This is a genomic window from Spirosoma liriopis, assembly GCF_023196085.1.
Taxonomy (GTDB): Bacteria; Bacteroidota; Bacteroidia; order Cytophagales; family Spirosomataceae; genus Spirosoma; species Spirosoma oryzicola.
Window position 1 is genome coordinate 1,582,594 of record NZ_JALPRF010000001.1, and the last position, 26,629, is coordinate 1,609,222.

Here is a 26,629-nt window from a genome sequence, read left to right on the forward strand (position 1 = left end):
CGTTCTACCTAATTTTCAGAAATTCGTCAGCGACGCGATTTTAGCCCATTTTCAGCGTAATCACTTTTGAACTTACTTCGTCAGACCCTGCTCCGGGTGTAATGGATTGCTCTTTAACCTTTCCGTGTCCTTCGATAACGACTCTGAAGCCGCGATTTTCCAGCAGATACACAGCATCACGCAAGGTTAGCCCGCGTACATCAGGAACCTGGCCGGGCCGGGTTGGACGCGATTTCCAGCGACCATTCTTCGTCACCTCTACCCAGCCTTCCGTAGCGGGTTCGTTCTTGATGTTCAGCGTTCCGTCTATGGTATGCAGGTCATCGGCGTATCCGGCCAGCAATCCGGTTGTTGAACGTGGTTGCGACGCCTTCGCGCGAATCGGGGCATGCATCCGAATATCGTAGGCAACAATCCGGTCGGCTACCTCTTTAAAAACAGGAGCGGCCACAGCACCCGCGTAAAGCAAGTCAATGTTGTCGCCCTGCGGTGTATCGACAACCGTGATCATGCTGTATTTGGGTTTATCAGCCGGGAAATAGCCGATGAATGACGTGTAATATTTTCCGACCTGGTACCGACCGTTGATAATTTTTTGAGCTGTACCCGTTTTACCCGCAATCGCGTAATTAGGATTATTGATGTGTTTGGCAGTCCCGTGCTCCACAACGCCCCGTAATAGTTCCTGCGCTTTGCGGGCGGTTTGTGGGGAGCAGATTGGCTCCGGCAATACATAAGGCGCGTTATCCTCGATAACTTCATCGGCCAGTTTAACCTGCTTGACAATCATTGGTCTTACCCATTTACCGCCGTTAGCCACGGCGTTGTAGAAGGCCAGCATTTGCAAGGGCGTAATCTGCATTTCGTATCCGTACGACATGGAGGTGAGTGACACCTTACTCCAGCCCTTCATATCGGGGTTACGAACAATTGGATTGGCTTCGCCTTTCATGTGAATGCCCGTTGGCTTGTCCAGATGAAAGCGACGCAGGTATTCGCAGTAGCGGTCGGCCCGGCTGTAGAAATAGCTTTTCATAAGCAGGTGCGTGCCGACATTCGACGATTTTTCGAAAACCTCGCGGGCCGTAATCGTTCCTTTTCCGTGTCGTGAAGCATCGTGAATGTTAAGACCGTTGTAGCGCGCTGACCCATTTCCCGTAGCCACCAGTTGGTTAAGCGAAATGGCTTTCTCTTCCATCAGGGCCATCATCGTGGCTAACTTAAACGTAGAACCTGGATCGGTACGTCCTGCTAGGGCATGGTTGAAGTTCTCGACGTATCGATTCCCTTGTTTTGTCAGATTGGCCATCGCCCGAATTTCACCCGTGGCTACCTCCATCACGATGACGCTTCCTTTGGCCGCGTTGTATTTCTCAAGTGCCGAGTGCAGAGCCGTTTCGGCCATATCCTGGTAGTTGACATCGATCGTGGTATACAGATCCATACCGGGTTCGGGCTTCATCTCTGGTCCATCGTCAACGGGTTTGCGAACGCCCCCCGATAGCACCTCGACCAGCCCAACGGCGTTTTTACCCGCCAGCGCCGGTTGAAAACTAGCTTCCAGTCCCATCAGACCGCGCCCGGTTCGAGCGTCGAGATTGCCGATTGTCCGCTCTGCCATACGCCCGAACGGGTGATACCGATCGTAATAGGGCCGCAACACCCCGCCCCGAGCCGCCACTTTCGGCGTTGAGCGGAAGAATGGCCACTTTAGCATGTATTGCCGTTCCTGAAACGTAACGCGCCGACGATTCAGCAGTACATACCGGCGTTTACGAGCGCGGGCATCGCTGACCAGATCCGTATAATCCCTGGCCGAACGGTCGCCATAGATGCGGGAAAGCAGCAGACCCAATGAATCTTTCTTTTTCTCGAAATAATCGGGCTTGGCCATCGTCGGATCAAGGCCAACCACGTAGCTTGGTAATGACGTGGCCAGCAAACTGCCATCAGTGGCGTAAATATTGCCGCGCATAGCCCGGATGGTATCGCGCTGGATAAGCGTTGCCGCTACGCGATCACGCCAGAATTTCCCTTTGAACGTTTGAAAATACTGCACGTACACAAGCCGAAACACGACACTCATCGCCAGGACGATAACGATGTAGAAGACGTGATTAGCCCGCTGAATGATGTCCTGTTTAATGTTCATCGCTTTTGACAACTACTTTGTGGGGTGGGTTCTGGCTATCCGTCAATCCTAGCGCGGCCATGCGTTTGCTAAGCTCAGACTGTTTGCCACTTTTCATAAAATCAGCCTGCAAAACGGTATACTGCGACCGGAGTTCATCGACCTGCGTTTTGGTCCGCTGAATCCGACGCACCAGCCGTTCGGCATTGTGGTTTAATCCAATGTAAATAACGAGCAGAAATGTAACCCACAGAATGCGGTCGATGTGCCGAATAGGCCAGGCATTGTCTTCACCGAACAGCCGGTCCAGTCCAATAAAGTCATTCAGCCACGAGGCAATCCAGAGCCTGCGCCGTTGCTTTTTCTGCTTAGCCCCCTGCTCGGGTTGACGAAATGTATTTTTAGCCATGATAGGTCGGGATTCCTGTGCACAAAGTAACAAAAAACGTCCGGCCGCTGATAGCCTATCAATAAGAAACGATGGCCCCCTCTTGAGAAAGAGCCATCGTTTCCAGCAATCCTAACCAGCTTACTTTATTCTTTCCAGCGCCACTCGTTGGCGATCTGCAAAGGCGTCCGTAAGCCTTGTGTTACCAGATAATCACGCGTTTGCGTATCGGTCTGGCGACGGGTCGGAATGTCGTCGGCATCGGCAAGCGCAAACAGGAGCATGGTCGAATAGCGAACCGTATTTTTTAGCTGATCGGCATTGACGAGGTCGATCCGGTCGCAGTTGGCGTGATAGCAATCCAGCACCTCGCGGGAAAGATGACCGTTCATGCCAACCACGGGAACGCCTTCGAGCATAAAGGGCTGATGATCGGAATGCAGCCCGGCCTGATTTTGCATCTGGTTGGCAAACGCCGGTTCTGCCCGTTTCATGGTTTCACCGACGGTGCTCAAAAACGGAACGATATCGGAGCGGCCGAAGGCATTCAATCCCGTTGGGTCGTTGGTCATGTCCAGGTTCAACATGTAGCGAACCTTATCGAGTTGTCCTTTCTTTTTCAGATTTTCAACCATCGCCCGCGAACCAAGCAAGCCCTGCTCCTCGCCCATAAACAGGACAAACTCAATTGTCCGCTTCGGTTTTAGTTTCAATGCCTTGAACGTCCGGGCGATATCCATAACGGCAAACGAACCGATCCCGTTGTCAATCGCCCCGGTTGCCAGATCCCAGGAATCCAGATGCCCACCGACGATGATTTTCTCATCGGGGTACTTCGAGCCTTTCAAGGTAGCAATCACGTTACGCGCCCGAATTTTCCGGCTCGTATTCGCCATATCGATTATCGCGTGCAAAGGACTCATTTCTTCCTGCATCCACGCCCGCAATGCCTGCCCGCTTTCGTAGGAGATACACACCGACGGAATGGGGATTAGCTTGCCCGTAACCGATGCTGTACCCGTCAGCAGTACATTGCCCGGTACGAGGTTGACCATGATGACACCCGCAGCACCGTATTGAATGGCCAGGGCCGTTTTCTCAGAACGATGCAGATTTCGAGCGCCTTTCGTTGGTGCCGCCAAACCAATGTTGACAAGCGCCACTTTACCTTTCAGCTTATCTTTCAAAGCCGCAAAATCGCCCTCGAGTCCGTTGCCGACATCGATGATTTCGCCTTTTACGTGCGCATCCACCGGCGAATGAGCCAGCGATACTACCTGTAGTTCACGAAAATTATCACTGCGATTGGGCACAACCGACAGCGTAACCGTGTCGCGCGTCCAGGCTTCCACCTCAAAAGGCTCGTACTGAACGTCTTTGAACCCATACGACGACAACAGATCAAAGGCGTAGGTTTCGGCGCGGGTTCCGTTTGGGCTACCCGTCAGCCGGTGTCCTACCTGCTTCGTTGCGTCGGAGAGTGTTTCGAAAGCCCGGCTATGTTGCATAACCTCCTCATTGATCCTGAGAAAGGCTTTTTCGAGCGAAATTGAGTTGAACGTAAAAGCGGCCAGCAAACCGGCGGTACCGAAACAAAAGAAGACGAACCGAAAAGAAGATACGTAAAGAGTTCGGTGCATAAAGGCGTGTTTAATTCTTCGCTAAATATACAAAAAAGGTCGCTGATTATGGGCCTAAAAAGGTAGACACCCTATCTACTAAAAGCGTTCGTTTTAAGACCTAAACTATTTTTACGGTGACAGGTGCGTCATTTATTATTGTTCGGGCGTTTGGTGCTTCATCGGTTTCAGGTAAACCGTTTGCCGACCAGCTAACCAAACCGGATCAATACCCGTCAGACCAAAGACGCGATCCCAACTCCGCTCGAAGCAGTGAGCCGCATCGGGAAACGTGATCGAAACGGCCAGCGCGCGTTCGTAAAAAGACAAGGGGTGCCGTACAATAGCTTCCCGGTGAATAGCGAACTGCGCACCGAGCACAAAGGTGTACAGGTCTGGTCCATTGGTATCAAACAAAGCCCGGTGAAAGCCGCGCAGATCAAGACCGCGTCCGTCTTCGTTTTTACTCCACGGTTGAAAGAGCCGCTCCCCCCGGTTGTCGTCCGTATCGATTAAGTGCCCTAACCAGCGAAACGGCATTTGAACCGGATCGCCAATGGTATCAGGCTGTTCGGAAAAGGATCGCATCGTTTTTTTGAAGTCGTACGCATGGTCAAACGGCTTTCCCTGACAGAATACGGTCCATTGGGCCAGCGAATCGTAGCGGCTGACAATGTGATGCAAGTACGTATGCGCTTCCCGCCCAATGTTAGGAAGTGGAATAGCCCCCGCTCCCGCCGAATGATCCGCGCTTTTGTCGTAAACAGTCATGCGAAGCTGCGCAGGCAGATTACGGAGCCAGTTCAGGTTTTCGGTATAGCGGGCAACAACAAGTTCGAGTGGTAGCACAGAGTCCAATAGCGTTTGCAGAATTACGGCAAAGAAACTGGGTTGGCGCCGTTAATCCTTTATTTTCTCGACGGTCAGTCTGTAAACCTTTATTTTTACAAGCCAGCTCCAGAAACGAACTATGAAACGAACGTGTTTTACGTTTATAACCACACTCACGCTGTACAGCATGACGCAAGCACAACCCCTTACGGCTCCCAAAGCCGCTATCAAACCGAAAGAACTGATTACCAACGGTCACAAGCGGACTGATAATTATTACTACCTCAACGAGCGCGAAAACCCGGAGGTCATCAAATACCTCAACGCCGAAAATGCCTACCTCGAACAGGTACTCGCTCCGGTCAAAGGCTTACAGGACAAGCTCTTCGAGGAAATGAAGGGCCGGATCAAGCAACAGGACGAATCGGTTCCATACAAAGAAGGACTCTACTATTATTACACGCGCTACATAACCGGGGGCGAATACCCAATCTACTGCCGCAAAAAAGGCTCGCTGGAAGGTGCCGAAGAAATTATGTTCGACGGCAATGCCCTGGCGAAAGGCCACAACTATTATCAGCTTGGTGGCTATGAGGTATCGGACAATGACGAGCTGGCCATTTTTGCCGAAGATACTGTTAGTCGTCGGTTGTACACGCTGCGCATCAAGAACCTGAAAACGGGTCAGGTTTATCCCGAAACCATTGCGGACACGGAAGCGGGAAGTTTTGCCTGGGCTACGGATAACAAGACGCTTTTTTACATCAAGAAAGATCCGCAAACTTTACTCGGCTACCAGGTATACCGCCACGTGTTAGGCACCGATCCAAAGACCGATGTGCTGGTGTACGAGGAAGAAGACAACCAGTTTTACATGGGACTGGGCCGGTCGAAGTCGAAGAAATACATCACGATTGGCTCGGACCATAACGGTGTATCAACGGAATACCGGCTACTCGAAGCCAGCAATCCAACGGGTACGTTCAAATCGTTTCTGCCCCGCGAAAAAGGCCACGAGTACGAGATTGTTCATTACAAAGATAAGTTCTACGTTCGTACGAACTGGAAAGCCGAAAACTTCCGCCTGATGGAAGTACCCGAAGGCAAGACCACCGACCGTACCGCCTGGAAAGAAGTGATTCCTCATCGCCCGGACGTGTATCTGGCCGACATTGACGTGTTTGCCAATCACCTCGTATTGGGCGAACGTAAAGCGGGCTTGACCAACATTCGGGTAATCAATCAGAAGACGAAAACCGACGAGTATCTCGACTTTGGCGAACCGGCCTACGTAGCGGGCATCGGCTACAACCCTGATTTCAACACCAACGTGTTGCGGTACAGCTACGCATCGCTGACAACGCCCAACTCGACTTTTGATTACAACATGGACACCCACGACAAAACGTTGCTCAAACAACAGGAAGTGCTGGGTGGCTTTGACAAAAATAATTACGTATCGGAACGGTTCTACGTCACCGCCCGCGATGGTGCGCAAGTGCCAGTTTCGCTGGTATACCGTAAAGGCACAAAGAAAGACGGTTCGGCTCCGCTGCTTCAATATTCGTACGGATCTTATGGTTACTCGACCGATCCCGGATTCAGCTCTACGCGGTTGAGTCTGCTCGACCGGGGCTTTATCTACGCCATTGCGCACATCCGGGGTGGGCAGGAAATGGGCCGTCGGTGGTACGAAGATGGGAAGATGCTCAAAAAGAAAAACACTTTCAACGACTTCGTAGACGTATCGGAATACCTCATCAAAAACAAGTACACCAGCGCCGATAAGCTGTTTGCCATGGGTGGCAGCGCGGGTGGTTTACTGATGGGTGCCGTAATTAATCAGGCTCCACAACTGTACCGGGGCGTTGTGGCAGCGGTACCGTTTGTCGATGTTGTGACCACGATGCTCGACGAAAATATTCCGCTGACCACAGGCGAGTTTGAGGAATGGGGCAATCCGAAACAGCCGGTTTATTACGATTACATGCTGTCGTATTCGCCTTACGATAACGTCGAGAAAAAAGCGTACCCGAACCTACTCGTAACCACGGGTCTGCACGATTCGCAGGTGCAATACTGGGAACCCGCTAAGTGGGTCGCGAAACTCAGAACGTTGAAAACGGATAACAATCAATTGCTGTTGCACACCAACATGGAAGCGGGGCACGGTGGCGCATCGGGACGATTCCAGGCATTGAAAGAAATTGCTCTGGAGTTTGCCTTTATGCTCAATCTGGTTGGCGAAAAACAATAAGCCCGTTCTTTAATCGAACGCCCTCTGCAAACGAATTTTTCCGTTTCAGAGGGCGTTTCCCGTTATATGTCATCAAACCAGCCCCAGGTCGTTCGTATTCCGACGCTTAGCAAAGACAACCCGTCTTTATCGAAAAATCAGAAAGAATTTAACCGGCTGACGGCGAAAATAGGTGAGCTGGAAGACGAGCTGAGCCAATTTCGCGCGCAGGCAACGACCATCCAGCAACGTATCTACACCGAATACGAACCGCTGTTGCGGGAGTACAATGGACATAAAGCAACCCTTGTGCGAGTTTTCGACCGCGCTTACGAACGTCCCGAAGCGACCAAGAATGAAAAGAAAAAACTGGCCGACCTGATCGTCAATCTAGCGTATGATCTGATCAGCGAACACGGCATGGACGATCTCAAGCCGATTTTCGACAAGTATGACCCCGACGGATTTGACACCACCGATGCAGAGGCCGACCAACAGGTTTCGGAAGCGATGAAAGAAATGGTTAGCTCGTTGTATGGCATTACCTTCGACGATCAGGTTGATGTCAGCACCAGAGAGAAATTCATGGCTTATCTGGACGAACAGTTGCAAGCGCGTCAGGGCGCTGACCAGCAACGTCAGCAGGATAAGGCAGACAAGCGGGCTAAAAGACCAAAGTCGGCGAAGCAGCAGGAGCGCGAAGCTAAAAAGCAGCTTGACGCACGTAACATCACCAAGGCCGTGCGGACGCTTTACATGGATCTGGTGAAAGCCTTCCACCCTGACCGCGAACCCGACGAATCCGAAAAAATCCGGAAAACCGAGATCATGCAACGGGTGACCGAAGCATACGAAAAAAGTGATCTCTTGGCGCTTCTTCGCCTGCAACTCGAATTCAACCGGATCGATCAGCAGCACCTCGAATCGCTGGCCGACGAACAGTTGCGCTACTACAACAAGATTCTGAAACAACAGGCCGACGAGCTAAGTAGTGAGCTGTTTGATCTGCAAAGTCAATTAGCGTCAACGCTGGGAAAACCGTTCGCGGTAGTTCGGTCGCTCGTTGGCCTGGAGATGAGTTTCAACAACAGCATACGCGATCTAAAGAAAAGCGTTAAAGAAGCGAAAAAGGACGTGAAAGACCTTTCCGATCCGGCTATTCTGAAAGTGTGGCTGAGATCCTATCAGATTCAGTAAGCTGTTTTCATTGCTTACTAAGCACGATTGTCCAGTCGGCTCCGCTGAACACTTTGTACTTATCCGAAAAATTCCCCTGGTTGACAGCTACCGAAAAATTGAGCAGGCTGTTAATATACGCGACGTCGTCACCAACAGCCGCTTCGCCGAACGTGTTGACCATCCGAACCGCTTTGTCGTAGATTGTCTTGTTCTGGTGCAGAATCTTGACACGTACGCTATCGCCCGATTTAACGCCCAGTTTTTCCAGCATAGCTTTTGGTATGTTGGTCCAGACATTGCCGTACTGAACATCCAAAATCGGAATATTGCCTTGTAGTACGCCGTTTGCGTAGTCGGCTTTTTGGTACGGTAAGCTCACTACGGTGCGACGAACGGTATTTCCTACTTGCTGAAAGGTAATGGTGCGGGAGGCCAGCCGAGCCGCCGTGTAAGCGTACACGTCGCGCCCATGAAACGTGTAGGATTCGTTTGAATTCGTAAGCCGGTTGACAGCCTCGTCGATCTCCCGAACCTCCTGAATGCCCAGTTTGTCCGCGATCAAGGTTAGTGTTCCGTTGTCGGGCGTGACGATGTAATGGCCTGTTTTCGTCAGTAGAACAACCGAATGGCGGTCGGTGCCAACGCCGGGATCGCAGACCGAGACAAACACCGTTCCCGCCGGGTAGTACGGAACAGTCTGGTACAGTCGATAAGCCGCTTCCCAAATGTCATAAGCCGGAATCTCGTGGGTCAGATCAAAGAGTTTTAAGTTCGGTGACACACCCATAGCGACGCCCTTCATTGCCGACACCGCGCCGTCTTTCAGGCCAAAATCAGACTGAAAAACAACAATACCATTTTGGGCAAACGCTAGTTGCCGGTAACCCAGAAGAAGCAGAACTAAGAATTTGTACAGTGTTTTCATGGTGGGTAGTCATACAATAAGAAAACAAATATACAGTACTGACATCTTTCTGTTTAACGCGATGACCTTACTTAATAAAGTCCTATCGGCCTTATTTTCCCGAGCGTCTAGTCAGCATAAAAACAAACCCGCCAGCAACCTAAGTCACTGACGGGAAAATGAGTATTCGAATACGAAGAAAAATTATGCACCTATTGCCACCGGACGAGCGACGGGTACCGAAACGCTGGCCGAGCGACGCCCCGCATGAACGAGCGAATAAATGAACACCATGCCAAAGCCGACCATCAACATAATGTGCAGAAAAAACATGCGAAAATCGTTGACGTAAAAGGCAAGAACCAGACCGCCGACGAAATACAGAGCAAGTCCACCCTCGGCCAGCGTCAGCCAGCTGAGTTTTCGACTGACGTACTTGTTCGCATCCCAACTGTCCTTTGCCGTTGTCACGTTGAATTTTGGGGTTCGAACAAACGGTGTCTTACGACCAATGTAGCCTTCGATAACGGCGATTGTATTGTGCAACGACAAGCCCATCATCAACGACGAGTACATGGGGAAATACCAGGCCAGCTTCGCTTTGTTTTTTTGTCCCAACAACCAGAATGGTATTCCGTAGAACGTGATCAAAATCAACAAGTTGCCTTGGAACAGATTGATTATACGAAATATGTACTCCCATTCCGGGTGGCGATGGCGTATGTAAATAAGCGGCACGCTCATAACGCCGAGTAATAGCACGAGTATAAATGTTGCACTGCTAAACAGGTGAAAAAACGCGTGAAGTTTCATCGCGAAGGACGTATTCGGTGACCTCAATACTTTGACGAAAAGCTTACGGGCGCACTCAGCGGCTCCCTTCATCCAGCGGTACTGCTGCGATTTTAGCGCATTCATCGCTACGGGTAACTCAGCTGGAGAGCCTACGTCTTCGCGGTAAACAAATTTCCAGCCGCGCAACTGAGCCCGGTAGCTTAAGTCCAGATCTTCGGTTAGGGTATCGCTTTGCCAGCCACCCGCATCGGCGATGGCTACTTTCCGCCAGACGCCCCCCGTTCCATTGAAGTTAGCCAGAAAACCAGCCGCGTATCGTCCGCTTTGTTCAATGGTAAAGTGAGCATTCAGCCCAAACGCCTGTAACTGGGTCATAAGCGAAAAGTCTTCGTTCAGATGCTCCCAGCGAGTTTGGACGATCGCTACTTTAGGATCGCTGAAATGCGGTACTGTTTTCAGCAAAAAATCAGGATCGGGCACAAAGTCCGCGTCGAAGATCGCGATGAACTCGCCTTTCGCAAACTCTAGTCCGTATGCCAGCGCTCCCGCTTTGAAGCCCTTACGCACCGGACGCCGGACGTGTTCGATATCAAATCCCTGGCTCTGGTACTCATTTACCTTAGCCGAAATGATCTGAACGGTCTCATCGGTCGAATCATCCAGTACCTGAATATCGAGTTTGTCTTTGGGATAATTCAATTGCACTACCGCGTCAATCAATCGCTCGATCACGTAGAGTTCGTTGTAAACCGGCAACTGAATCGTAACGCGTGGCAGTGTATCCGAACTGCTGGCCGACAGAACCGCTGCCCGACGCTTTCGCTCAGAACGTAAATAAATGATGATTAGACTTAGCTGGCCGCAGTTATACAGGAATAACAGCATTAAAGCCAGTCCATACAAAAGCAGGACGGTAATTTCCATGTTGGTGAAAAGACAAAATCGTTCTAACGTTAAATTTGCACGCTACTTTTAGTATCTGGGGTAACGGGGTGTTTAAGCAATTAGGTTTTCGATCCGGTAAAATCCACGGAATACCTTACTGCTCATCAAACCTGCGTTACCGTTCATTGACGGCGCATTCACAGGAAATTCCGATCAATCAGCATCGAAGAGAACAAGCGCTTTCCGCTTTTGTTGCCAATTTTGAGCGTAGGCGAATTGTATCCTCTACCGGTACCGAAAAGCAGTCGGGCTGACCGTACAGACTACCTTGTGTTTACTCGGCTGATTGTTACAAGTTGCTCGGCTCATTTACCATCGAAGCCATGATGGAAATTTCAAGTAAAATGTTCTATACTTGGCCTATGGAAATATCCTTTATTGGCGCAGGTAATCTAGCGTGGCATCTCGCTCCGGCTCTCGAAAATGCGGGCCATCACATCAACGAGGTTTACAGTCGGCAACTTCAGCACAGCCGACAACTAATCAGCAATCTCTACGACGCGCAGACGCATTCCGACCTCAACTTCGCCGATAGCCCCTCTCAACTATTTATTCTGGCCGTCCCCGACGACGCGCTCGAAACGGTTTGTTCCCGCTTGGTTTTGCCCGAAAAGGCCATTCTTGTTCACACATCGGGCAACCAATCCCTTAGCGTGCTGGAAAACTGGATGACCATCTACAGCGACATCCCCGTACAAACTGGCGTCTTTTACGGCTTACAAACCTTCACCAAAGGCCAGCCGTTTATGGACTTCAGAGGAGTGCCCCTCTGCATTGAAGCAACAGATAAAGAAACGGAAGATGTGCTGGTCCGATTAGGGCAGGAGCTAAGCGACATTGTGTACATTATCACATCTGCCGAACGTAGAGCCCTGCACGTTGCCGCTGTATTTGCCTGCAACTTCACGAATCACTTACTGGCTATCGCCCACGATCTGACGACGACCAACGGACTGGAATTTGATTTACTACAGCCTATCATTCGCGAAACCATTCGAAAAGGGCTGGCCGTTGAAAACCCAGCTACGGTACAGACCGGGCCCGCCCGCCGAGGGGATCTGACAACGATTGAAAGTCATTTGTCGTGGTTAGCAATGCATCCCCAACTAGCTGAAATCTACCAGCTAATGACCCAAAGTATTAAGCAACAGTATAGCTAATCATTGCTAGTCTACTCATTCTAAGCCATGGAAACTCATTAATTTACAGAAACAGGACTATATCAACTACTTGTATCAAATAAATCAATTCTATAATTTTACACTACTATTCAACGATCTCTCATTCTTCTATCCTTGCTTCGTGCATATCAATCAAAAGTTGGTAAGCTAATAGTTTATATACCAACGGATTATTCTTAATTAATTTTACTATAGGTGAACTTTACAGGGTTCTATTTTATTTATTAATCGGTATGGGTTCGTTAAAGCGATTAGAGGAAACGTCAGTTTCTAAAAGTACCGAGCGGCTTGCGTTGTACGAGAAGTACGGTGCGATGGCTTACGGTGTTATCCTGCAAATAATTCCGCAGCCTGAGCTTGCCCAGCAGGTTATGGTCGATTTGTTTGCGTCACAACAACTTGAGCAATGTATTAAAGCACCCACGAGTCCGGGCTGCAACATTGTTCGGCTCGCCCGCTCGAAAGCACTGGAAGCCAACTTGAGGGCAACCTCTTCCGCTCCTCTTTCCGAACCACCACAAAGCAAGGATGACAACGCAGCAAGCCTTGTTTTTGATCTGTCGTTCCGCCAGGGATACCCATTGAGGACGGTAGCTGAACGTTTACAAATGCCTTATGCAGATGTAATGAAGTCTATTCGTAATTATTTTAAGTATCTTCGTACATCATAACTGTACTCACATTGAAGAACTATCAATATTTAACGGATGGCATTCTGGAGTCCTATCTGTTAGGCTTAGCTTCTGACGATGAGAAACAGGAGGTAGAACGCTTGTTGACTACTGATCCGGACATTTTATCTCAGTTAGAAGAATTGGAAACAGAGATGGAGCAGCATTTTATGAGTAACGCTGTACCTCCCCCGCCAGCTCTCAGAACGGCCATTTTTGAGCAGATCAATAAAACCGAGCTAAAAAAGCGCGAGCAGGAAGACTATACCCGTTTCAAACGCAGACCCGTCGAGGAAGAGCCCGCCAAACCGAACTACATCGACGTAGAAGTAGACGATACCCATATCCGGGTGCACAAATACTGGCGGCCTGCTTTCATCGCGGTCTTTGTTCTATCAAAGATTTTTCTCATTCTCGGTCTGTATTATTACTTCAAAACAAATAGCCTGGAACAGGAAATTACCCGGCTTAAAGCTGCTACGGAACAGACGACTCCCGTATCGCCCGGACGAACACCCTAGCTTTTCGCCATTATATTAATTGACGACAAAATGGTCTATGTCTTTACGATGTGCCATTTTGTCGTCAATTTTATATCCATGAAGCAAACCATTCTTTCTTGTTTAGCCTACTTCACGGTCGCGTTTTCGACATTTGCTCAGTGGCAACCCCAATTGGTACAAACGGATGCCAGTTTCCGGGCGGTGAGTGTAGCCAGTCCTGACATTGCCTGGATCGGCGGAACCAAAGGAACCTTTGTTCGTACCACAGACGGCGGAAAAACCTGGCAAACCGGTACCGTTCCCGACGCACAAGCCTGTGACTTTCGCGATGTGCAGGCCGTTGACGAGCAAACTGCTTACCTGATGAGCGCTGGCCCTGCCGAGAAAGGCCAGGCCCGGATCTATAAAACGACCAACGGTGGCCAAACCTGGTCGCTGCTGTACCAGACGCAGCAACAAGGCGTTTTTTTCGACGGTATCGACTTTTGGGACAAGCAGCATGGCATTGTGCTTAGTGATCCTATCGATGGCAAATGGTTTATCCTGACGACCGACGACGGTGGACAAACCTGGAAACAGGTCCCCGCCGGTAACCTGCCCCCAATGCAACCCAACGAGGCCGCCTTTGCCGCTAGTGGAACCAGCCTTATTGTTCAGGGCAAGCGCGATGCCTGGATCGTATCGGGGGGCGGAACAAATGGTCGCGTTTTTCACTCCAAAGATCGAGGTCAGACATGGACTGTTACGAATACACCCCTTCCAGCGGGAGAAGCTACGGGTTTGTTCGGCGCACGTTTTTTCAGCGAGAAGGCCGGAGTCGTAGTTGGCGGTAACTATAAACAGGAACAGCAGCCAGGACCCAATGCGGCTATCACCCGCGACGGAGGACAATCCTGGCAACTCCTGGCACCGACCAACCCACCGGGTCTCAAAGAGGCCGTCGCCCTAATACCCGGCGACCGTCTGCTCGCGGTTGGTCCTTCGGGCACAAGCTTATCGGCTGACCAAGGGCAAACCTGGCAGAAATTAGATAACGACGGTTTTCACTCGCTTGCCTGCGCTAAAGGGACCTGCTACGCCGTGGGCGCTAAGGGTAAGATAGCCGTGCAACGGTTCAAGTAATTCATTTTAGCCGTTTCCGTCAACCTGTCGGAGCGACTCGTGGTGTCTGGTTCTCAAACCAGACACCACGAGTCGCTCCGACAGGTCTTTTCGTCATATTCTACGGCTCCAATCACGCGGTCATAAGTTGATAAGGTAAGGAAATAACTTGTACCGTATAATTTACATTCCTCTTTAAAATAGGAGTCTGTATCTGTTCGTTATTCAGCCGTACGGACGATCAATTCTCCTCGTTTATGCCTGTGAAAGCGGCTTTATCTTTACCCACTATCTTGCTAAGTGCGGCCTTATCAGGTACTCTGATGGCCCAGAAACCGGCTCAGGATACATTCATCTGTAAATACACCGGTGGCAACGTTGGTCCTCAGGTTATTTGCTCAAATGGCAATGCTCCGTCTACCGGCCACGCCGAACGCGTCGTGGACCGTATTCTGAAGCCTATTGGCCTGATGCGCAATTTCAAGGTTATGGAGTGCGCCAATACGGACAACTGTTTTGCGACAGTCGTTAAAGGCCAACGGTTTATTATCTACGATGCCGCTTTTATGCAGGGTATTGAGGAGGAAACCGAGACCGACTGGTCGGCTATCAGTATCATGGCGCACGAAATCGGTCATCACCTACAGGGTCACACCATTGACGGACGGGGTGGCCAACCCCAAAAGGAAATCGAGGCCGACAAATTTTCGGGTTTTGTACTGCACCAACTAGGCGCATCGCTCGATGAAGCAACCGTAGCAGTACGGGCACTCGGTGATGAACACGCCACATCGACGCACCCGGCTAAACCCACTCGCATCGAAGCGATCCGGAAAGGATGGCTGGAAGCAGAAGCGATGTACCCCAAAAGCCGGGTGTTGGTCAAGGCGCCAACGGCTATGGCTCCTAAACCCATCGCGACAAATAGCAATCCGTCGGTTGCCTCCCGCCCGGTCGTTGTACCTAGCACCCCCACCCGCGCGACGGTAGGATGCGTTTCGGGCGACTGCGAAGACGGAAAAGGCACATTCGTGTATCCGACCCGCGAACGGTACGCCGGCGAGTTTGAAGAAGGCGACAAACACGGCGAAGGGGTAGAATACTACGCCGATGGGAAAGTAAAATACAAAGGCAACTTCCGGGACAACCTCCGCTCCGACTACGGGGTTTATTTTTACCCAAATGGCGATAAATATGCGGGCTGGTTCCAGAAAAATGTTCCGCACGGCAAAGGCACGTACTACTTCGCCGACGGAGGCCGTTTGGTGGCTACATTCAAAAACGGCCAGCCGGGACCAGACCGGGTTTTATACAGTGGCAGTAAAGCTGAATAAGAACCACCAGCTACCACCCACTACAAACAAGAAGGACTTGCCAGTGGCAAGTCCTTCTTGTTTAAAATGCGAGCATTGTCTTCTCGATAATATCGCAGGCTTCGTGCATCTGGTCCTCATTGATAACTAACGGTGGCGCGAACCGGATCTTATCACCGTGCGTCGGCTTGGTCAGCAAACCGTTGTCTTTTAGCTTTAGACAGATCTCCCAGGCTGTTTCAGCGCCCAGATCAGGCCGTTCGGTAATGACAATCGCGTTGAGTAATCCCTTACCACGAACCGACTTCACCAAATCTGTTTTGTGGCTCAGTGCCGTCATTCGGGCGCGAAAAACTTCGCCCATCGCCTGCGCGTTTTCAGCTAGTTTTTCGTCTTCCACCACCTGAAGTGCTTCCATTGTTACGACACAGGCCAGCGGATTGCCCCCGTAGGTGCTACCGTGTTCGCCCGGCTTAATGGTCAGCATCACTTCATCAGATGTCAGTACCGCCGAAACGGGCATCGTTCCGCCCGAAAGTGCTTTGCCCAGCACGAGTACATCCGGCTTCACTTCTTCGTGATCGCAGGCCACGCGTTTACCCGTACGACCGATACCCGTTTGAACCTCATCGGCAATGAACAGAACATTGTATTTCGTGCATAATTTACGAACACCACGCAAGTAGCCTTCGTGCGGAACAACCACGCCCGCTTCGCCCTGAATGGGTTCGACCATAAAACCCGCAATGTTCGGATCGCGCTTGAAGGTTTCTTCTAATGCGTTCAGGTCATTGTAGGGAATAATGATGTAGCCGGGTAAGAGCGGCCCAAAGTCGTTGGTACTACTCGCATCCGTCGAGGAGGAGATAGCCGCTAATGTACGGCCCCAGAAATTACCGGCAGCATAAACAGTTTTTGCTTCATTCTGCGGAATGCCTTTCACTTTGTACGCCCATTTGCGCGTTAGTTTAAGGGCCGTTTCTCCGCCTTCGGCTCCGGAATTCATCAGCAGTGCTTTGTCGTACCCAAAATAATCACAAAGGTACTTTTCGCACAGGCCGGTTTTATCGTTGTAAAAAGCCCGTGACGTAAGCGTCAGCCGCTGAGCTTGCCGAATCATGGCGCTGATAATTCGCGGATGACAGTGACCCTGACTCACGGCACTATAAGCCGACAGAAAATCGAAATAACGTTTATCCTCCACATCCCAGACAAAGATTCCTTCGCCCCGCGTCAATACAGCCGGGATCGGGTGATAATTGTGAGCGCCGTAGTTCCATTCCAGTTGCATAGCCTGGTCGGTGGCAGAGATTGGCATTGTCGTATCCATAGCTGGCAGTGAGACGTTAAAAGTGAGTACGTTTGTGAGGAGATTACAACGGGCGGATACAAACCAGTACCTGCCCGAAGCTACTGGGTCTAGTAGCCCGTTGTCTGTTTCGGCAACCATTCGATGAAACAGACCGTTTTTTCAAATATACATTTATTCGGGCAGACGCCCAAGTCTATGTCACCTACTTCTCAAAAGAACGAAATTCCTGACTTGACCGACGCTGATTACTACTACACGCCTGAAGGTTATGTAGTCTTTACAGGGACTTATCACCTTAAACGCGGGTATTGCTGCCAGAACGGTTGCCGTCACTGTCCGTACGGATTCAAAAAAAAGAAGCAATGAGTTGCAGATAATGAATTGATTAGCTAATTTTGCGCCCTCATACGGAAAACGAGTACGGTAATGGCCAAAGTTTGTCAAATCACAGGAAAGCGCACGCGTACGGGAAACAACGTTTCTCACGCCAATAATAAAACCAAGCGTAAATTTTTCCCAAACCTGCAAAAGAAGCGGTTCTTCGTCGAATCAACCGGCGAGTGGGTTACGCTGAAAGTAGCTACGTCAGCTATCAAGACTATCAACAAGAACGGTCTGGAAGCAACGCTTCGCAAGGCATACGAGCGCGGTACGCTGTCCGTATAGTCTTTCGCACGATATTCATTATTGAGCCTCTTCCGCTACGGAGGAGGCTTTTTGTGTTCAGAATGCGTCAGCTATACGCTGTGTTTTGGCTGTAAGACAATGACCGCAAAACCCTAAGCAATGAAACTGAATTTTGAAGATCTCATCGTTTTTGAGAACGATGATTACATATTGATAAACAAGCCTCCTCACGTAGCCTCACTCGATGAACGTACGAGCGACCGGGGTGGGCAAAGCATTGTGCGGATGGCAAAAGCCTATCATCCCGATGCACAGCTTGGTCACCGGCTTGACAAGGAAACATCGGGTATTTTAGCGATTGCAAAGAATCCGGACGCTTACCGGCATCTGGCTATGCAGTTTGAGCATCGCGAGGTCACGAAACGCTATCACGCGGTTGCGAATGGCGTACACGATTTCGACGGTATTTCGGTATATCTACCAATTTCACCCATTAAAGACGGTACAGCCGTTCGGATTGACCGCGAGAAAGGTAAAGTTGCCGAAACCATCTTTAACACCTTACAGGCTTACCGCACCACCACGCTGGTTGAATGCATGCCCATTACGGGACGGATGCACCAGATTCGGGTGCACCTGATGTGCTTAAAAGCGCCCATCGTCAACGACGCTACGTATGGCGGAGAACCGGTTTATTTGTCGGACGTGAAGCGGAAGTTCAACTTAAAGCAGGGAACAGAAGAACAACCTCTTATTCAACGGGTTGCGCTTCACGCCTATGCATTAACGTTCACGCTGCTGGATGGCGAAGAAAAAACATTTGTAGCCCCCTATCCCAAAGACTTTGGGGTGCTGGTTAAGCAGCTGGAAAAATTTAGTTGAGCTGTTTGTGATTTTCGATTTACGGTTTGTGGTAGTTTCGCGTTGCTCTATCGTTTTAATAAACTGTAAATCGAAAAACTACAACTGCCCATGTTCGTTCATACCGTTTTCTTCTGGCTTAAGCACCCCGAAAATCAAGACGACCACAAAGCGCTCCGTGCCGGCCTCGAGTCGCTCAATGGCATCAAAGACATCTCAGCGGCTTACATCGGAACGCCCGCCGAAACCCGGCGCCCGGTTATCGATCACTCGTACGACTTCTCGCTGACCTTTGTCTTTACGGACAAAGCGGCTCACGACGCTTACCAGGTGCACCCGATTCACCAGGAGTTCGTGGCCGAGTGTTCTCACCTCTGGGAGCGTGTGCAGATTTACGACGCGGTAAGTTAGCCAAGCGAAACAAGCAGGGAGCGCGGGGAAAGTAGACTGACACCTCCCCCGCGCTCCCTGCCTTGCTCTTATACAAGCACTTCGATTTTCATATCCATATTGCCTTTAACGGCTTTCGAGTACGGACAAACAGCATGTGCCGTTTCGGCCAGTTGCTGAAGCTGATCGTGTTCCATACCCGGCGCTTTCACGACAATTTTACCCGACAGGAACATGCTTTCGCCGTCCTGATTAAGCGAAATACTGACCTCAACGGCGTGTTCGGGCAGAATAACCTTTTTCTTCTTGGCGACGGCCATCAGTGCTCCATTGTAACACGAGCTGTAGGCAGCGGCAAACAGCATTTCCGGATTGGGCTTTCCCCCTTTTCCGTGCATCTCAACAGGTCGCCGGATGTCCATTTCCAGCACTCCATCCAACGATTTAACATCTCCTTCGCGCCCTCCGATATTACTAACCGTGGCAGTGTACAGCGTATCCATTCGTTAAGTTTTCGAGTTTATCTGCTTTTACGCAGTAAGTGATTAACCGTACTCGTCCCGAAAAGTTGGCACTTGTCATCCCGGTCCACTTTTAACAACAATCGGTGATGCCTGCGTGAGTTGTTTACCGATTCACTAGCAGGCATTTAGAAGCCGTAGAAATCGACCGAACGGTCTGAGTGGATAAAGGCAAAGAATTTGCTTAAATTTATAGAAACGCAACTGAATAGACATCAGTAACGATCCGCTCCCTCTACTTACCGGATAGTGACATTACACCATTTTGAACTACCTTTGTCTTAGGGGTTTATTTACGCCAAAGGTGCAATAGAACGGGGTGAGTCGCGTTTTTCGTTAACTATAGCACTACGACCGCTGACCAACATGAATACGTCATATAGATTTTGCCTTACTCGTCAACTAATCGGGCTGGTTGGTGGCCTGAGTATGGTGCTATGGCTCAGCTGTACACCAGCGCTGGCTCAGCGCAAACGCGCTAAAGCGGATTCAACCATTGCCAAGCCGGGTTCTGGCTCAACCACTACGGTGCGCATGGAGGAAGAAACGCTCTTTGCCGAGGGAATGCGGTACATGATGACTGACGAACCGGCAAAGGCAATTGCGCAGTTCACTAAAATTCTCCAAAAGTACCCCAACAATGCAGCGGCTCAGTATTCTACCGCCAATGCGTTGCTAAAAAGCGGAAAAGTCGCCGAGGCTATTCCGCATGCGTCTAAAGCGTATTCGCTGGATAAAGAAAATAAATTTTACTCGCTCCTGCTGGCCGAACTCTACGTTAAACAGAAACGCTACGGCGAAGCGGAAGAACTTTACGAAGCGTTGCTGAAAAAGGGCGTTGAAAATGCGGAGTACGGTGTTGAACTGGCTGCTATCTACCTCTTCGACGAAAAACCCGACAAAGCGCTTGAAACGTACGATAAGGTTGAGCGGGAACTGGGTTTAAACGAGGAAATCACCCGGCAAAAGCAGCGGATCTACCTCAAGCAGAACAAAATCGACAAAGCCATTGCGGAGGCTGAAAAATTAGTGGCTTCCGAACCAAGTGATCCTGACTATTTGCTCGAAGGGGCCGAAATGCTCGTAGCCAACGACCGCACTGACCAAGCCATAGCCTGGATCGACAAGGCGCTGAAACTTAACGCCGACTTACCGCAAGCGCATGTCCTGCTCGCCGATATCTACCGCAAAAAAGGCGACATGGACCGCGTTAGTAAAGAACTAAACCAGGTTCTGTCTAATCCAAATCTGGAAGCCGGTTTGAAAGCTCGAATCTTATCAAGCTACGTTGGTATGACGGGTGAAAATGCAACGGCCCAGAAGGATGCGCTGGCAATGGCGCAGAATTTGGCCAAAACGTCACCCAACGATCCCAAAACGCAGGTAATGGTCGCTGACTTACTAATGCAGCAGGGTAAAAAAGTTGAAGCGAGGGATGCGTACGCTAAAGCGGCTCGCCTGGATGGGTCAATCTACGAAGTGTGGGGTGCGTTGCTGCAATTGGATGGCGAGCTAAATCAGGTTGACAGTTTGCTCACGCATTCGCAGCAGGCACTCGAAGTGTTTCCAACGCAGGGTCTGTTCTGGTACTCCAATGGCTCAGCCAACTTGTTTAAACGGAAGTATCAGGAAGCCGTTGATGCATTCGAAGAAAGCAAAAAGCTGCTGGCGGCTACCAGTAACACCGAGCTTAAGCGCGGTATAGACGCTCAGCTCGGCGACGCATACAACGGCCTCGGCGACTATGCCAAGTCGGACGAAGCGTACGAAGCCGTGCTGAAAGCCGACCCGCTAAACGATCATGTGCTGAATAACTACAGCTATTTTCTATCGTTACGGAAGGCGAACTTACCGCGTGCACAGCAACTAGCTCAGAAACTCGTCGAACGGCATCCCACCAACGCGACGTACTTGGATACATACGCCTGGGTTCTTTACGTAGCGAAAGACTACGCAAAGGCGAAGCAGTACCTGGAAAAAGCAGTGGCTGATCCGGCTGGTGCCAGCGGTACAATTATTGAACACTACGGCGATGTTTTATATCAACTCGGTCAGCACGACAAAGCGGCTGAACAGTGGAAACTCGCTAAAACGAAGGGTGGAGGCAGCCCGGATCTAGATAAGAAAATTGCCAGCGGAAAGTTGTAAAACGGTTTTCAGTCTGTTGTCCACACACTGAAAACTGAAAATAACCCAAATGAATAAATACCTGTTGTTTGCCCTTCTTCTAGGCGTGTTGGTAAACTCGGAAAGCTGTCGACGTCGGCAGTTGTCTCGTTCGAGTGGCTCTCAGCCGACCGTTACTGTTTCAACCCCAAATTCTACCACTGCCGTAATTGCCGATTCTTCCGTTGCCACACGACCAGCCGATTCTTCGGCAACTCGACCAACAACCCGCCCAGGCATTGAAGAGGCTCGTTCGAACGTGGCCGAGATTGATTTTCGCTACCTGACGGCTAAATCAAAGATCTCATTTAAAAGCCCGAATCAGGACATCGACAACGCGAACATCAACATCAGAGTCCGTAAAGATAGCGTTATCTGGCTGTCGGTGTCAAAGCTTGGTATCGAAGCCGTGCGGGGAATGATTACCCGCGATTCGATAACCATCATCGATAAGATTCACAAGGAGTACTCCGTTTATGATTTCCCGACACTAAGCAAGCAATTCAATTTCAACATGAATTTTGAGCTATTGCAAGCGTTGATCATTGGAAACCTTCCTTTACCCAAACGGCCGGCTCAAAAAATCAAGAACGAACGGGATTACTTACTGCTGCGGCAAAGTGAGGGTAAAGTGCTGGTTGAAAATTACATTGGCGAACAGGATCGGAAACTAAAAAAACTCATGGTAACCGAACAGCCAACGAAAAATACGTTGCGGTTAGATTATGAAGATTTCACATCGCTCAATAACTTTCTGTTTCCGTATACCAGCCTTGTGACGCTTGATTATAAGTCACGTACCGACGGGCAGTTTTATCAGACGCTACTTCGCATCAAACACAACAAAGTTGAGCTAGTTGATAAAAGTCCGGGCTTCCCGTTTACGATCCCAGCCAGCTACCAACGTCGCCCCTAAGTAATTTTGTTTTCCAGCCCTTATGTTAGTCAAACCGTTTTCGCTTCCTGTTCCTTTCTCGATAAACTTGGGTTTGCTGCTAAGCCTGTGGTTTGTGACGATACCCGGAATGGCCCAGCTAACCCAACGGAATCGGCAAACGCTGGAGAAAGAGAAAAAGCAAAACCTGGAGAAGATGGGGCAGATTCGGAATATTCTGAAACAGACTGCATCCGAGAAACAGGTTGGCTTGGGACAGCTCAAAGCACTCAATCAGCAAATCAGCACCCAGTCGCAGCAGATCAACCTGCTGAACAAGGATCTACGGCTGACAGAAACGGAGATTGGCGAATTGCGGCAGGCCAGCACTACCCTGAAGCGCGACCTCTCCAAGCTCAAAGCGGAGTATGGCTCGATGGTATACGCAGCTGACAAACGCCGTCAGCAAGTGAATCCAATGGGCTTTCTGTTCGCATCCGATAACTTCAATCAGTTGGTTGCCCGTTACCGCTACCTTCGTCAATATTCGGATGCCCGGCAAAGTCAGGTTCGGCAGATGAATAATGTTCAGACGATGCTGCAAGGCAAGCAGGAGGCTACGCAGCGCAAGCGGAAAGAGCAGCAGGGAACGCTGACAACGAAAGTAAACGAAAGTAAAAAGCTCGAATCCCTGAAGGAAGAAAAGAATCTGGTTGTTAAAGAGCTAAGCCAGAAGGAAACCGAACTTCGCACGGAACTGGCCGAAAGCCGCCGGTCTATTGATCGGCTGGAAGCCATGATCAAGCGCCTTATCGTGCGGGAAGCGAAAGAGCGAGCCGAGCGTGAAGCCCGCGAACGTGCCGAACGCGAACGGATCGCGAAGGCCGAAGCAGCCCGTAAAGCCGCCGAACGGAGAAGAGCCGAAGAAGCCATTGCAGCCGCCGAAAAAGCAGGCGAAAAACCGGCTCCCGCCGACGTAGCAAAAGTGGAAAGCCCACCAGCGCCCGAACCAAAGAAACCCGACGAACGACGTAATAACAATCTGAACGATGAAGAAACGGCACTGGCTTCTTCCTTCACGGCTTCGCGGTCCCGGCTTCCCTGGCCCGTCGGCAAAGGCTTTATCTCGGATCGATTCGGGCGTAAGCCGCATCCTGTACTAAAAGGTATTTACGTTGAGAACCAAGGCGTAGATATTCAGACCAACGCGGGCGAAGGGGTACGTTCCGTTTACGACGGTGTCGTCCAGGACGTAACCAACATGCCTGGTATGAACAACGTCGTAGCCATTCAGCACGGAGATTACTTCACGGTGTATGCCAAGCTCAAAAGTGTTTCGGTTCGTGTTGGTCAGCGCGTTAAAGCCCGCGAATCGATTGGCACGGTCGCGACCGACAAGAACGGCGTTTCCGAAATTCAATTTCAGATCTGGAAAGAGTTTACGAAGCTTAATCCGGAGTCCTGGCTTCAGCCCCACTAAGCAGACATCGGCCTTCGGTCGGCAGTCGGTAAAAAGCTGTACCTTTGCAGCAATTTGATTGCTTATTGACAACTGCCTGCTGGCCCCTGCTATGTCTGTTCATAATCCCGATATCAAGCGCGTTACCACGCACACCATTCAGGAACTGAAAAATAAAGGTGAGAAAATTTCAGCCCTCACCGCCTACGATTACTCAATGGCGCGCGTGGTGGATGCGGCTGGCGTTGAACTGATCTTAGTTGGTGACTCCGCTTCGAACGTGATGGCGGGTCATGAAACGACGCTACCCATCACTCTCGACCAGATGATCTACCACGCGAGTTCGGTGGTACGCGGTGTAAAGCGGGCTTTGGTGGTCGTTGATCTACCCTTCGGTTCCTACCAGGGCAATTCTTCGGAAGCTCTTCGTTCGGCCATCCGCATCATGAAAGAGTCGGGGGCCCACGCCGTCAAGATGGAGGGTGGTCAGGAGATTCGCGAGTCTATCGTGCGTATTCTGAGCGCGGGCGTACCGGTAATGGGCCACCTGGGATTGACTCCCCAATCGATTTACAAATTTGGGACTTACGCCGTTCGGGCCAAGGAAGAAGCGGAAGCGCAAAAGCTGATCGATGATGCAAATATGCTTCAGGACATTGGCTGTTTTGGTGTTGTCCTCGAAAAGATTCCGGCGGCTCTTACCAAAACGGTTTCCCAAAACCTTACGATCCCAACCATTGGGATTGGCGCGGGACCGGATGCCGACGGTCAGATTCTGGTAATCCATGATATGCTCGGCATCAACAATGCGTTCAAACCACGTTTTCTACGTCAGTATGCCGATCTGCATACGATAATGACGGAGGCCATTGCCCACTACGTCGATGACGTAAAAGCCAACGATTTTCCGAACGAGAAAGAAGCATATTGAGTTAATAGATAGTCAATTAGTTGTCATTGTCAATACGAGGGTGAGCAACTGTACATTATGAGAAAGAAACCATTTCAGGTTGTATACGAAGACAATCATTTGCTGATTGTCAATAAAGACCCAGGAATTCTGGTTCAGGGTGACCGTACAGGCGATGTCACGCTGCTGGAATTGCTGAAGCAGTACGTTAAAGAGAAGTACGACAAACCCGGCGAAGTGTTCTTGGGGCTTGTGCATCGGCTCGACCGGCCCGTCAGCGGACTTGTGGTATTTGCCCGGACGTCGAAAGCGCTGGAACGGATGAACGAAATCTTCCGGAAACGGCAGGTTCAAAAAACGTACTGGGCTGTCGTCCGGCAGAAACCGCCAAAAAGCGCAGACAAACTGGTGAACTGGCTCGTGAAGGACGAGCAGAAAAATCAGGTTACCGTCTATGACTACGAGGTCCCTAACTCGCAGAAAGCCGAACTATCGTACCGGGTGTTAGGTCGAATCAATGAGCATTACCTGCTGGAAGTAAATCCGATTACGGGTCGTCCCCATCAGATCCGGTCGCAGCTGGCGCACATGGGTTGCCCGATTCGGGGTGATGTCAAATACGGTTACGACCGGGCTGTAGCCGACAAGAAGATTTATCTTCATGCCCGTCGTCTGTACTTTATTCACCCGGTCAAACAGCCCGACGCACCTGACCGCCCGATTATTTGCAAGGCGGGTCTGCCGAATGATCCTTTCTGGGAAGAATTTCTGGAGTTGGACGATGAAAACTACAAAGACAAAAACATGGATTTCATTTACGAGTAATCCATACCGAGCTATCGTTTTGGGTAAACGAATCAGGTTATGACCTCGGGTTAATAAGAAAGGCGGAGCTGACTAGCCCCGCCTTTGCTGATTCAGGTTGATTCAACAAAATGACAACTAAAATCGTGTAGTGAATGATGAGATGGGCAATTAATAACCGCCAATGGGAAACGAATAACCCAGCGATACGGCGACACCCCGGTTGCGGGCGTTGATGTTGACGACGGGCACTTGCACCTGACGCGTGAATCCGTGCGTGTAGCGGCCTTCGATAAAGAACTTACCAGCACCGGCATCCATCGCTAAGCCCAATCCACCGACAGCACTGGCATCCCAACGGTTGAGCATATCGCCGTAATTAACGTTAACGTCAATCGGCCGGGTTGTAATAAGGGCGGTAGCACGGGTACGAACACGGCCACTGAGGGCGTAACCCACCGAGGGACCAGCTATCAGGTAGGGCTGCACGGGCCCGTCAGTTAGATTGACCTTGAACAGCAATGGCAATTCAATGTTTTGCGACTGGTAGGCAATCCGCGCGCCGAGTGGCAACGTAAATCCACCTAAATTAAGATCCATACTTTGTTTGACGGCAAATCCTTTTTGTACGTAAGCGACTTCAGGACGGAACGAAACACGGTCGCTAAGAGGAACATCCAGGAAAATAGCAGCGGTAGGACCTGCCGATAGTTGTAACACCGGATTTAAGCTATTGAGAAAATCAGGCTTTGAGGCAAACCCCCAGTTGGCACCACCCCGAATACCGACCTGAACTTGGGCAAATGCCGTTTGAGCAGTTACTAGGGCGACAACAAATGCAACAACACCGGCAAGCACAATACGTTTCATGGGAAATTGATTGGTAAACTGTGAAATGAAATTAATTG

Annotated in this window: 25 protein-coding genes; 16 read left to right on the forward strand and 9 right to left on the reverse strand. The window is 50.3% G+C overall.

What is annotated here, in order from left to right; translation table 11 throughout:
- Positions 1-40: 40 nt before the first annotated feature.
- The 4 genes from M0L20_RS06605 to M0L20_RS06620 all read right to left on the reverse strand — a co-directional run bounded on the left by M0L20_RS06605 (position 41) and on the right by M0L20_RS06620 (position 4,987).
- Positions 41-2,152, reverse strand: coding sequence for a penicillin-binding protein (locus tag M0L20_RS06605; protein WP_248476210.1), 2,112 nt, complete (start codon positions 2,150-2,152; stop codon positions 41-43).
- Positions 2,142-2,540, reverse strand: coding sequence for an FtsL-like putative cell division protein (locus tag M0L20_RS06610; protein ID WP_232560067.1), 399 nt, complete (start codon positions 2,538-2,540; stop codon positions 2,142-2,144). Before M0L20_RS06610 ends, M0L20_RS06605 begins: the two co-directional genes overlap by 11 nt.
- Before the next feature lie 125 nt (positions 2,541-2,665).
- Entirely contained in the window at positions 2,666-4,159 is a 1,494-nt protein-coding gene (locus M0L20_RS06615) for a M20/M25/M40 family metallo-hydrolase (protein WP_248476211.1), read from the reverse strand.
- Between the two features lie 135 nt (positions 4,160-4,294).
- A complete protein-coding gene (locus tag M0L20_RS06620) occupies positions 4,295-4,987 on the reverse strand; it encodes a DUF3431 domain-containing protein (protein WP_248476212.1) in 693 nt (230 codons plus the stop codon).
- A gap of 121 nt (positions 4,988-5,108) precedes the next feature.
- Here M0L20_RS06620 and M0L20_RS06625 point away from each other — a divergent pair, with 121 nt between their 5' ends.
- Positions 5,109-7,226 (forward strand): S9 family peptidase, encoded by a 2,118-nt coding sequence (locus M0L20_RS06625; protein WP_248476213.1) that lies wholly within the window; start codon positions 5,109-5,111, stop codon positions 7,224-7,226.
- 66 nt (positions 7,227-7,292) lie between these two features.
- Positions 7,293-8,402: a hypothetical protein gene (locus tag M0L20_RS06630; RefSeq protein ID WP_248476214.1), complete on the forward strand. Its 1,110-nt coding sequence runs from the start codon at positions 7,293-7,295 to the stop codon at positions 8,400-8,402.
- A 7-nt stretch (positions 8,403-8,409) separates the two neighbouring features.
- On the opposite strand, the gene M0L20_RS06635 is transcribed toward M0L20_RS06630, so the two are convergent.
- Entirely contained in the window at positions 8,410-9,309 is a 900-nt protein-coding gene (locus tag M0L20_RS06635) for an SAM hydrolase/SAM-dependent halogenase family protein (protein ID WP_248476215.1), read from the reverse strand.
- A 183-nt stretch (positions 9,310-9,492) separates the two neighbouring features.
- The gene (locus M0L20_RS06640) at positions 9,493-11,007 is read right to left on the reverse strand and encodes a cellulose synthase family protein (protein WP_248476216.1); all 1,515 of its coding nucleotides are present in this window, start codon (positions 11,005-11,007) and stop codon (positions 9,493-9,495) included.
- Between the two features lie 383 nt (positions 11,008-11,390).
- On the opposite strand from M0L20_RS06640, the gene M0L20_RS06645 reads away from it, so the two are divergent.
- From M0L20_RS06645 to M0L20_RS06665, 5 genes are all read left to right on the forward strand, one after another.
- Positions 11,391-12,188, forward strand: coding sequence for a Rossmann-like and DUF2520 domain-containing protein (locus tag M0L20_RS06645; RefSeq protein WP_248476217.1), 798 nt, complete (start codon positions 11,391-11,393; stop codon positions 12,186-12,188).
- Between the two features lie 254 nt (positions 12,189-12,442).
- Entirely contained in the window at positions 12,443-12,880 is a 438-nt protein-coding gene (locus M0L20_RS06650; RefSeq protein ID WP_248476218.1) for a hypothetical protein, read from the forward strand.
- A gap of 11 nt (positions 12,881-12,891) precedes the next feature.
- The gene (locus M0L20_RS06655; RefSeq protein WP_232560076.1) at positions 12,892-13,401 is read left to right on the forward strand and encodes a hypothetical protein; all 510 of its coding nucleotides are present in this window, start codon (positions 12,892-12,894) and stop codon (positions 13,399-13,401) included.
- A gap of 78 nt (positions 13,402-13,479) precedes the next feature.
- Positions 13,480-14,505, forward strand: coding sequence for a WD40/YVTN/BNR-like repeat-containing protein (locus tag M0L20_RS06660; RefSeq protein ID WP_248476219.1), 1,026 nt, complete (start codon positions 13,480-13,482; stop codon positions 14,503-14,505).
- Between the two features lie 236 nt (positions 14,506-14,741).
- On the forward strand, positions 14,742-15,818 hold the full coding sequence (locus tag M0L20_RS06665) for a hypothetical protein (protein WP_248476220.1): 1,077 nt from the start codon (positions 14,742-14,744) through the stop codon (positions 15,816-15,818).
- Between the two features lie 61 nt (positions 15,819-15,879).
- On the opposite strand, the gene rocD is transcribed toward M0L20_RS06665, so the two are convergent.
- Entirely contained in the window at positions 15,880-17,127 is a 1,248-nt protein-coding gene (rocD, locus tag M0L20_RS06670; RefSeq protein WP_248476221.1) for an ornithine--oxo-acid transaminase, read from the reverse strand.
- A gap of 177 nt (positions 17,128-17,304) precedes the next feature.
- Between rocD and M0L20_RS06675 the strand changes: the two genes are divergently transcribed.
- The 4 genes from M0L20_RS06675 (at position 17,305) to M0L20_RS06690 (ending at position 19,008) form a co-directional block, all read left to right on the forward strand.
- On the forward strand, positions 17,305-17,475 hold the full coding sequence (locus M0L20_RS06675; RefSeq protein ID WP_248476222.1) for a C1orf53 family protein: 171 nt from the start codon (positions 17,305-17,307) through the stop codon (positions 17,473-17,475).
- Between the two features lie 60 nt (positions 17,476-17,535).
- Positions 17,536-17,775: a 50S ribosomal protein L28 gene (rpmB, locus tag M0L20_RS06680; RefSeq protein ID WP_232560081.1), complete on the forward strand. Its 240-nt coding sequence runs from the start codon at positions 17,536-17,538 to the stop codon at positions 17,773-17,775.
- Positions 17,776-17,895: 120 nt separating this feature from the next.
- Positions 17,896-18,618, forward strand: a complete 723-nt coding sequence (locus M0L20_RS06685; RefSeq protein ID WP_232560082.1) for an RluA family pseudouridine synthase — start codon at positions 17,896-17,898, stop codon at positions 18,616-18,618.
- 90 nt (positions 18,619-18,708) lie between these two features.
- A complete protein-coding gene (locus M0L20_RS06690; RefSeq protein ID WP_248476223.1) occupies positions 18,709-19,008 on the forward strand; it encodes a Dabb family protein in 300 nt (99 codons plus the stop codon).
- Positions 19,009-19,076: 68 nt separating this feature from the next.
- On the opposite strand, the gene M0L20_RS06695 is transcribed toward M0L20_RS06690, so the two are convergent.
- The gene (locus M0L20_RS06695) at positions 19,077-19,490 is read right to left on the reverse strand and encodes an Ohr family peroxiredoxin (protein ID WP_248476224.1); all 414 of its coding nucleotides are present in this window, start codon (positions 19,488-19,490) and stop codon (positions 19,077-19,079) included.
- Positions 19,491-19,874: 384 nt separating this feature from the next.
- On the opposite strand from M0L20_RS06695, the gene M0L20_RS06700 reads away from it, so the two are divergent.
- The 5 genes from M0L20_RS06700 to M0L20_RS06720 all read left to right on the forward strand — a co-directional run bounded on the left by M0L20_RS06700 (position 19,875) and on the right by M0L20_RS06720 (position 25,742).
- Complete coding sequence (locus M0L20_RS06700; protein ID WP_248476225.1) at positions 19,875-21,656, forward strand: tetratricopeptide repeat protein; 1,782 nt, start codon at positions 19,875-19,877, stop codon at positions 21,654-21,656.
- A 49-nt stretch (positions 21,657-21,705) separates the two neighbouring features.
- A complete protein-coding gene (gene lolB1, locus M0L20_RS06705) occupies positions 21,706-22,590 on the forward strand; it encodes a lipoprotein insertase outer membrane protein LolB1 (RefSeq protein ID WP_248476226.1) in 885 nt (294 codons plus the stop codon).
- Positions 22,591-22,699: 109 nt separating this feature from the next.
- Positions 22,700-24,028 (forward strand): murein hydrolase activator EnvC family protein, encoded by a 1,329-nt coding sequence (locus tag M0L20_RS06710; RefSeq protein ID WP_232562893.1) that lies wholly within the window; start codon positions 22,700-22,702, stop codon positions 24,026-24,028.
- 91 nt (positions 24,029-24,119) lie between these two features.
- Entirely contained in the window at positions 24,120-24,938 is an 819-nt protein-coding gene (gene panB, locus M0L20_RS06715) for a 3-methyl-2-oxobutanoate hydroxymethyltransferase (protein ID WP_248476227.1), read from the forward strand.
- A gap of 57 nt (positions 24,939-24,995) precedes the next feature.
- Positions 24,996-25,742, forward strand: a complete 747-nt coding sequence (locus tag M0L20_RS06720) for an RluA family pseudouridine synthase (protein WP_248476228.1) — start codon at positions 24,996-24,998, stop codon at positions 25,740-25,742.
- Positions 25,743-25,892: 150 nt separating this feature from the next.
- Here the strand turns inward: M0L20_RS06720 and M0L20_RS06725 are convergent, their stop codons facing one another.
- Positions 25,893-26,591, reverse strand: coding sequence for a porin family protein (locus M0L20_RS06725; RefSeq protein ID WP_232560089.1), 699 nt, complete (start codon positions 26,589-26,591; stop codon positions 25,893-25,895).
- Positions 26,592-26,629 lie beyond the last annotated feature (38 nt).

What these genes read in the sequence shown, in the direction of transcription:
- M0L20_RS06690 (WP_248476223.1), top strand. Translation starts at nt 18,709, where the DNA reads ATGTTCGTTCATACCGTTTTCTTCTGGCTTAAGCACCCCGAAAATCAA.
- M0L20_RS06635 (WP_248476215.1), bottom strand. Translation starts at nt 9,309, where the DNA reads ATGAAAACACTGTACAAATTCTTAGTTCTGCTTCTTCTGGGTTACCGG.
- M0L20_RS06640 (WP_248476216.1), bottom strand. Translation starts at nt 11,007, where the DNA reads ATGGAAATTACCGTCCTGCTTTTGTATGGACTGGCTTTAATGCTGTTA.
- M0L20_RS06700 (WP_248476225.1), top strand. Translation starts at nt 19,875, where the DNA reads ATGAATACGTCATATAGATTTTGCCTTACTCGTCAACTAATCGGGCTG.
- M0L20_RS06660 (WP_248476219.1), top strand. Translation starts at nt 13,480, where the DNA reads ATGAAGCAAACCATTCTTTCTTGTTTAGCCTACTTCACGGTCGCGTTT.
- lolB1 (WP_248476226.1), top strand. Translation starts at nt 21,706, where the DNA reads ATGAATAAATACCTGTTGTTTGCCCTTCTTCTAGGCGTGTTGGTAAAC.
- M0L20_RS06650 (WP_248476218.1), top strand. Translation starts at nt 12,443, where the DNA reads ATGGGTTCGTTAAAGCGATTAGAGGAAACGTCAGTTTCTAAAAGTACC.
- M0L20_RS06630 (WP_248476214.1), top strand. Translation starts at nt 7,293, where the DNA reads ATGTCATCAAACCAGCCCCAGGTCGTTCGTATTCCGACGCTTAGCAAA.
- M0L20_RS06675 (WP_248476222.1), top strand. Translation starts at nt 17,305, where the DNA reads ATGTCACCTACTTCTCAAAAGAACGAAATTCCTGACTTGACCGACGCT.
- M0L20_RS06625 (WP_248476213.1), top strand. Translation starts at nt 5,109, where the DNA reads ATGAAACGAACGTGTTTTACGTTTATAACCACACTCACGCTGTACAGC.
- M0L20_RS06695 (WP_248476224.1), bottom strand. Translation starts at nt 19,490, where the DNA reads ATGGATACGCTGTACACTGCCACGGTTAGTAATATCGGAGGGCGCGAA.
- M0L20_RS06615 (WP_248476211.1), bottom strand. Translation starts at nt 4,159, where the DNA reads ATGCACCGAACTCTTTACGTATCTTCTTTTCGGTTCGTCTTCTTTTGT.
- rpmB (WP_232560081.1), top strand. Translation starts at nt 17,536, where the DNA reads ATGGCCAAAGTTTGTCAAATCACAGGAAAGCGCACGCGTACGGGAAAC.
- M0L20_RS06605 (WP_248476210.1), bottom strand. Translation starts at nt 2,152, where the DNA reads ATGAACATTAAACAGGACATCATTCAGCGGGCTAATCACGTCTTCTAC.
- M0L20_RS06645 (WP_248476217.1), top strand. Translation starts at nt 11,391, where the DNA reads ATGGAAATATCCTTTATTGGCGCAGGTAATCTAGCGTGGCATCTCGCT.
- M0L20_RS06665 (WP_248476220.1), top strand. Translation starts at nt 14,742, where the DNA reads ATGCCTGTGAAAGCGGCTTTATCTTTACCCACTATCTTGCTAAGTGCG.
- rocD (WP_248476221.1), bottom strand. Translation starts at nt 17,127, where the DNA reads ATGGATACGACAATGCCAATCTCTGCCACCGACCAGGCTATGCAACTG.
- panB (WP_248476227.1), top strand. Translation starts at nt 24,120, where the DNA reads ATGTCTGTTCATAATCCCGATATCAAGCGCGTTACCACGCACACCATT.
- M0L20_RS06725 (WP_232560089.1), bottom strand. Translation starts at nt 26,591, where the DNA reads ATGAAACGTATTGTGCTTGCCGGTGTTGTTGCATTTGTTGTCGCCCTA.
- M0L20_RS06610 (WP_232560067.1), bottom strand. Translation starts at nt 2,540, where the DNA reads ATGGCTAAAAATACATTTCGTCAACCCGAGCAGGGGGCTAAGCAGAAA.
- M0L20_RS06710 (WP_232562893.1), top strand. Translation starts at nt 22,700, where the DNA reads ATGGCCCAGCTAACCCAACGGAATCGGCAAACGCTGGAGAAAGAGAAA.
- M0L20_RS06685 (WP_232560082.1), top strand. Translation starts at nt 17,896, where the DNA reads ATGAAACTGAATTTTGAAGATCTCATCGTTTTTGAGAACGATGATTAC.
- M0L20_RS06720 (WP_248476228.1), top strand. Translation starts at nt 24,996, where the DNA reads ATGAGAAAGAAACCATTTCAGGTTGTATACGAAGACAATCATTTGCTG.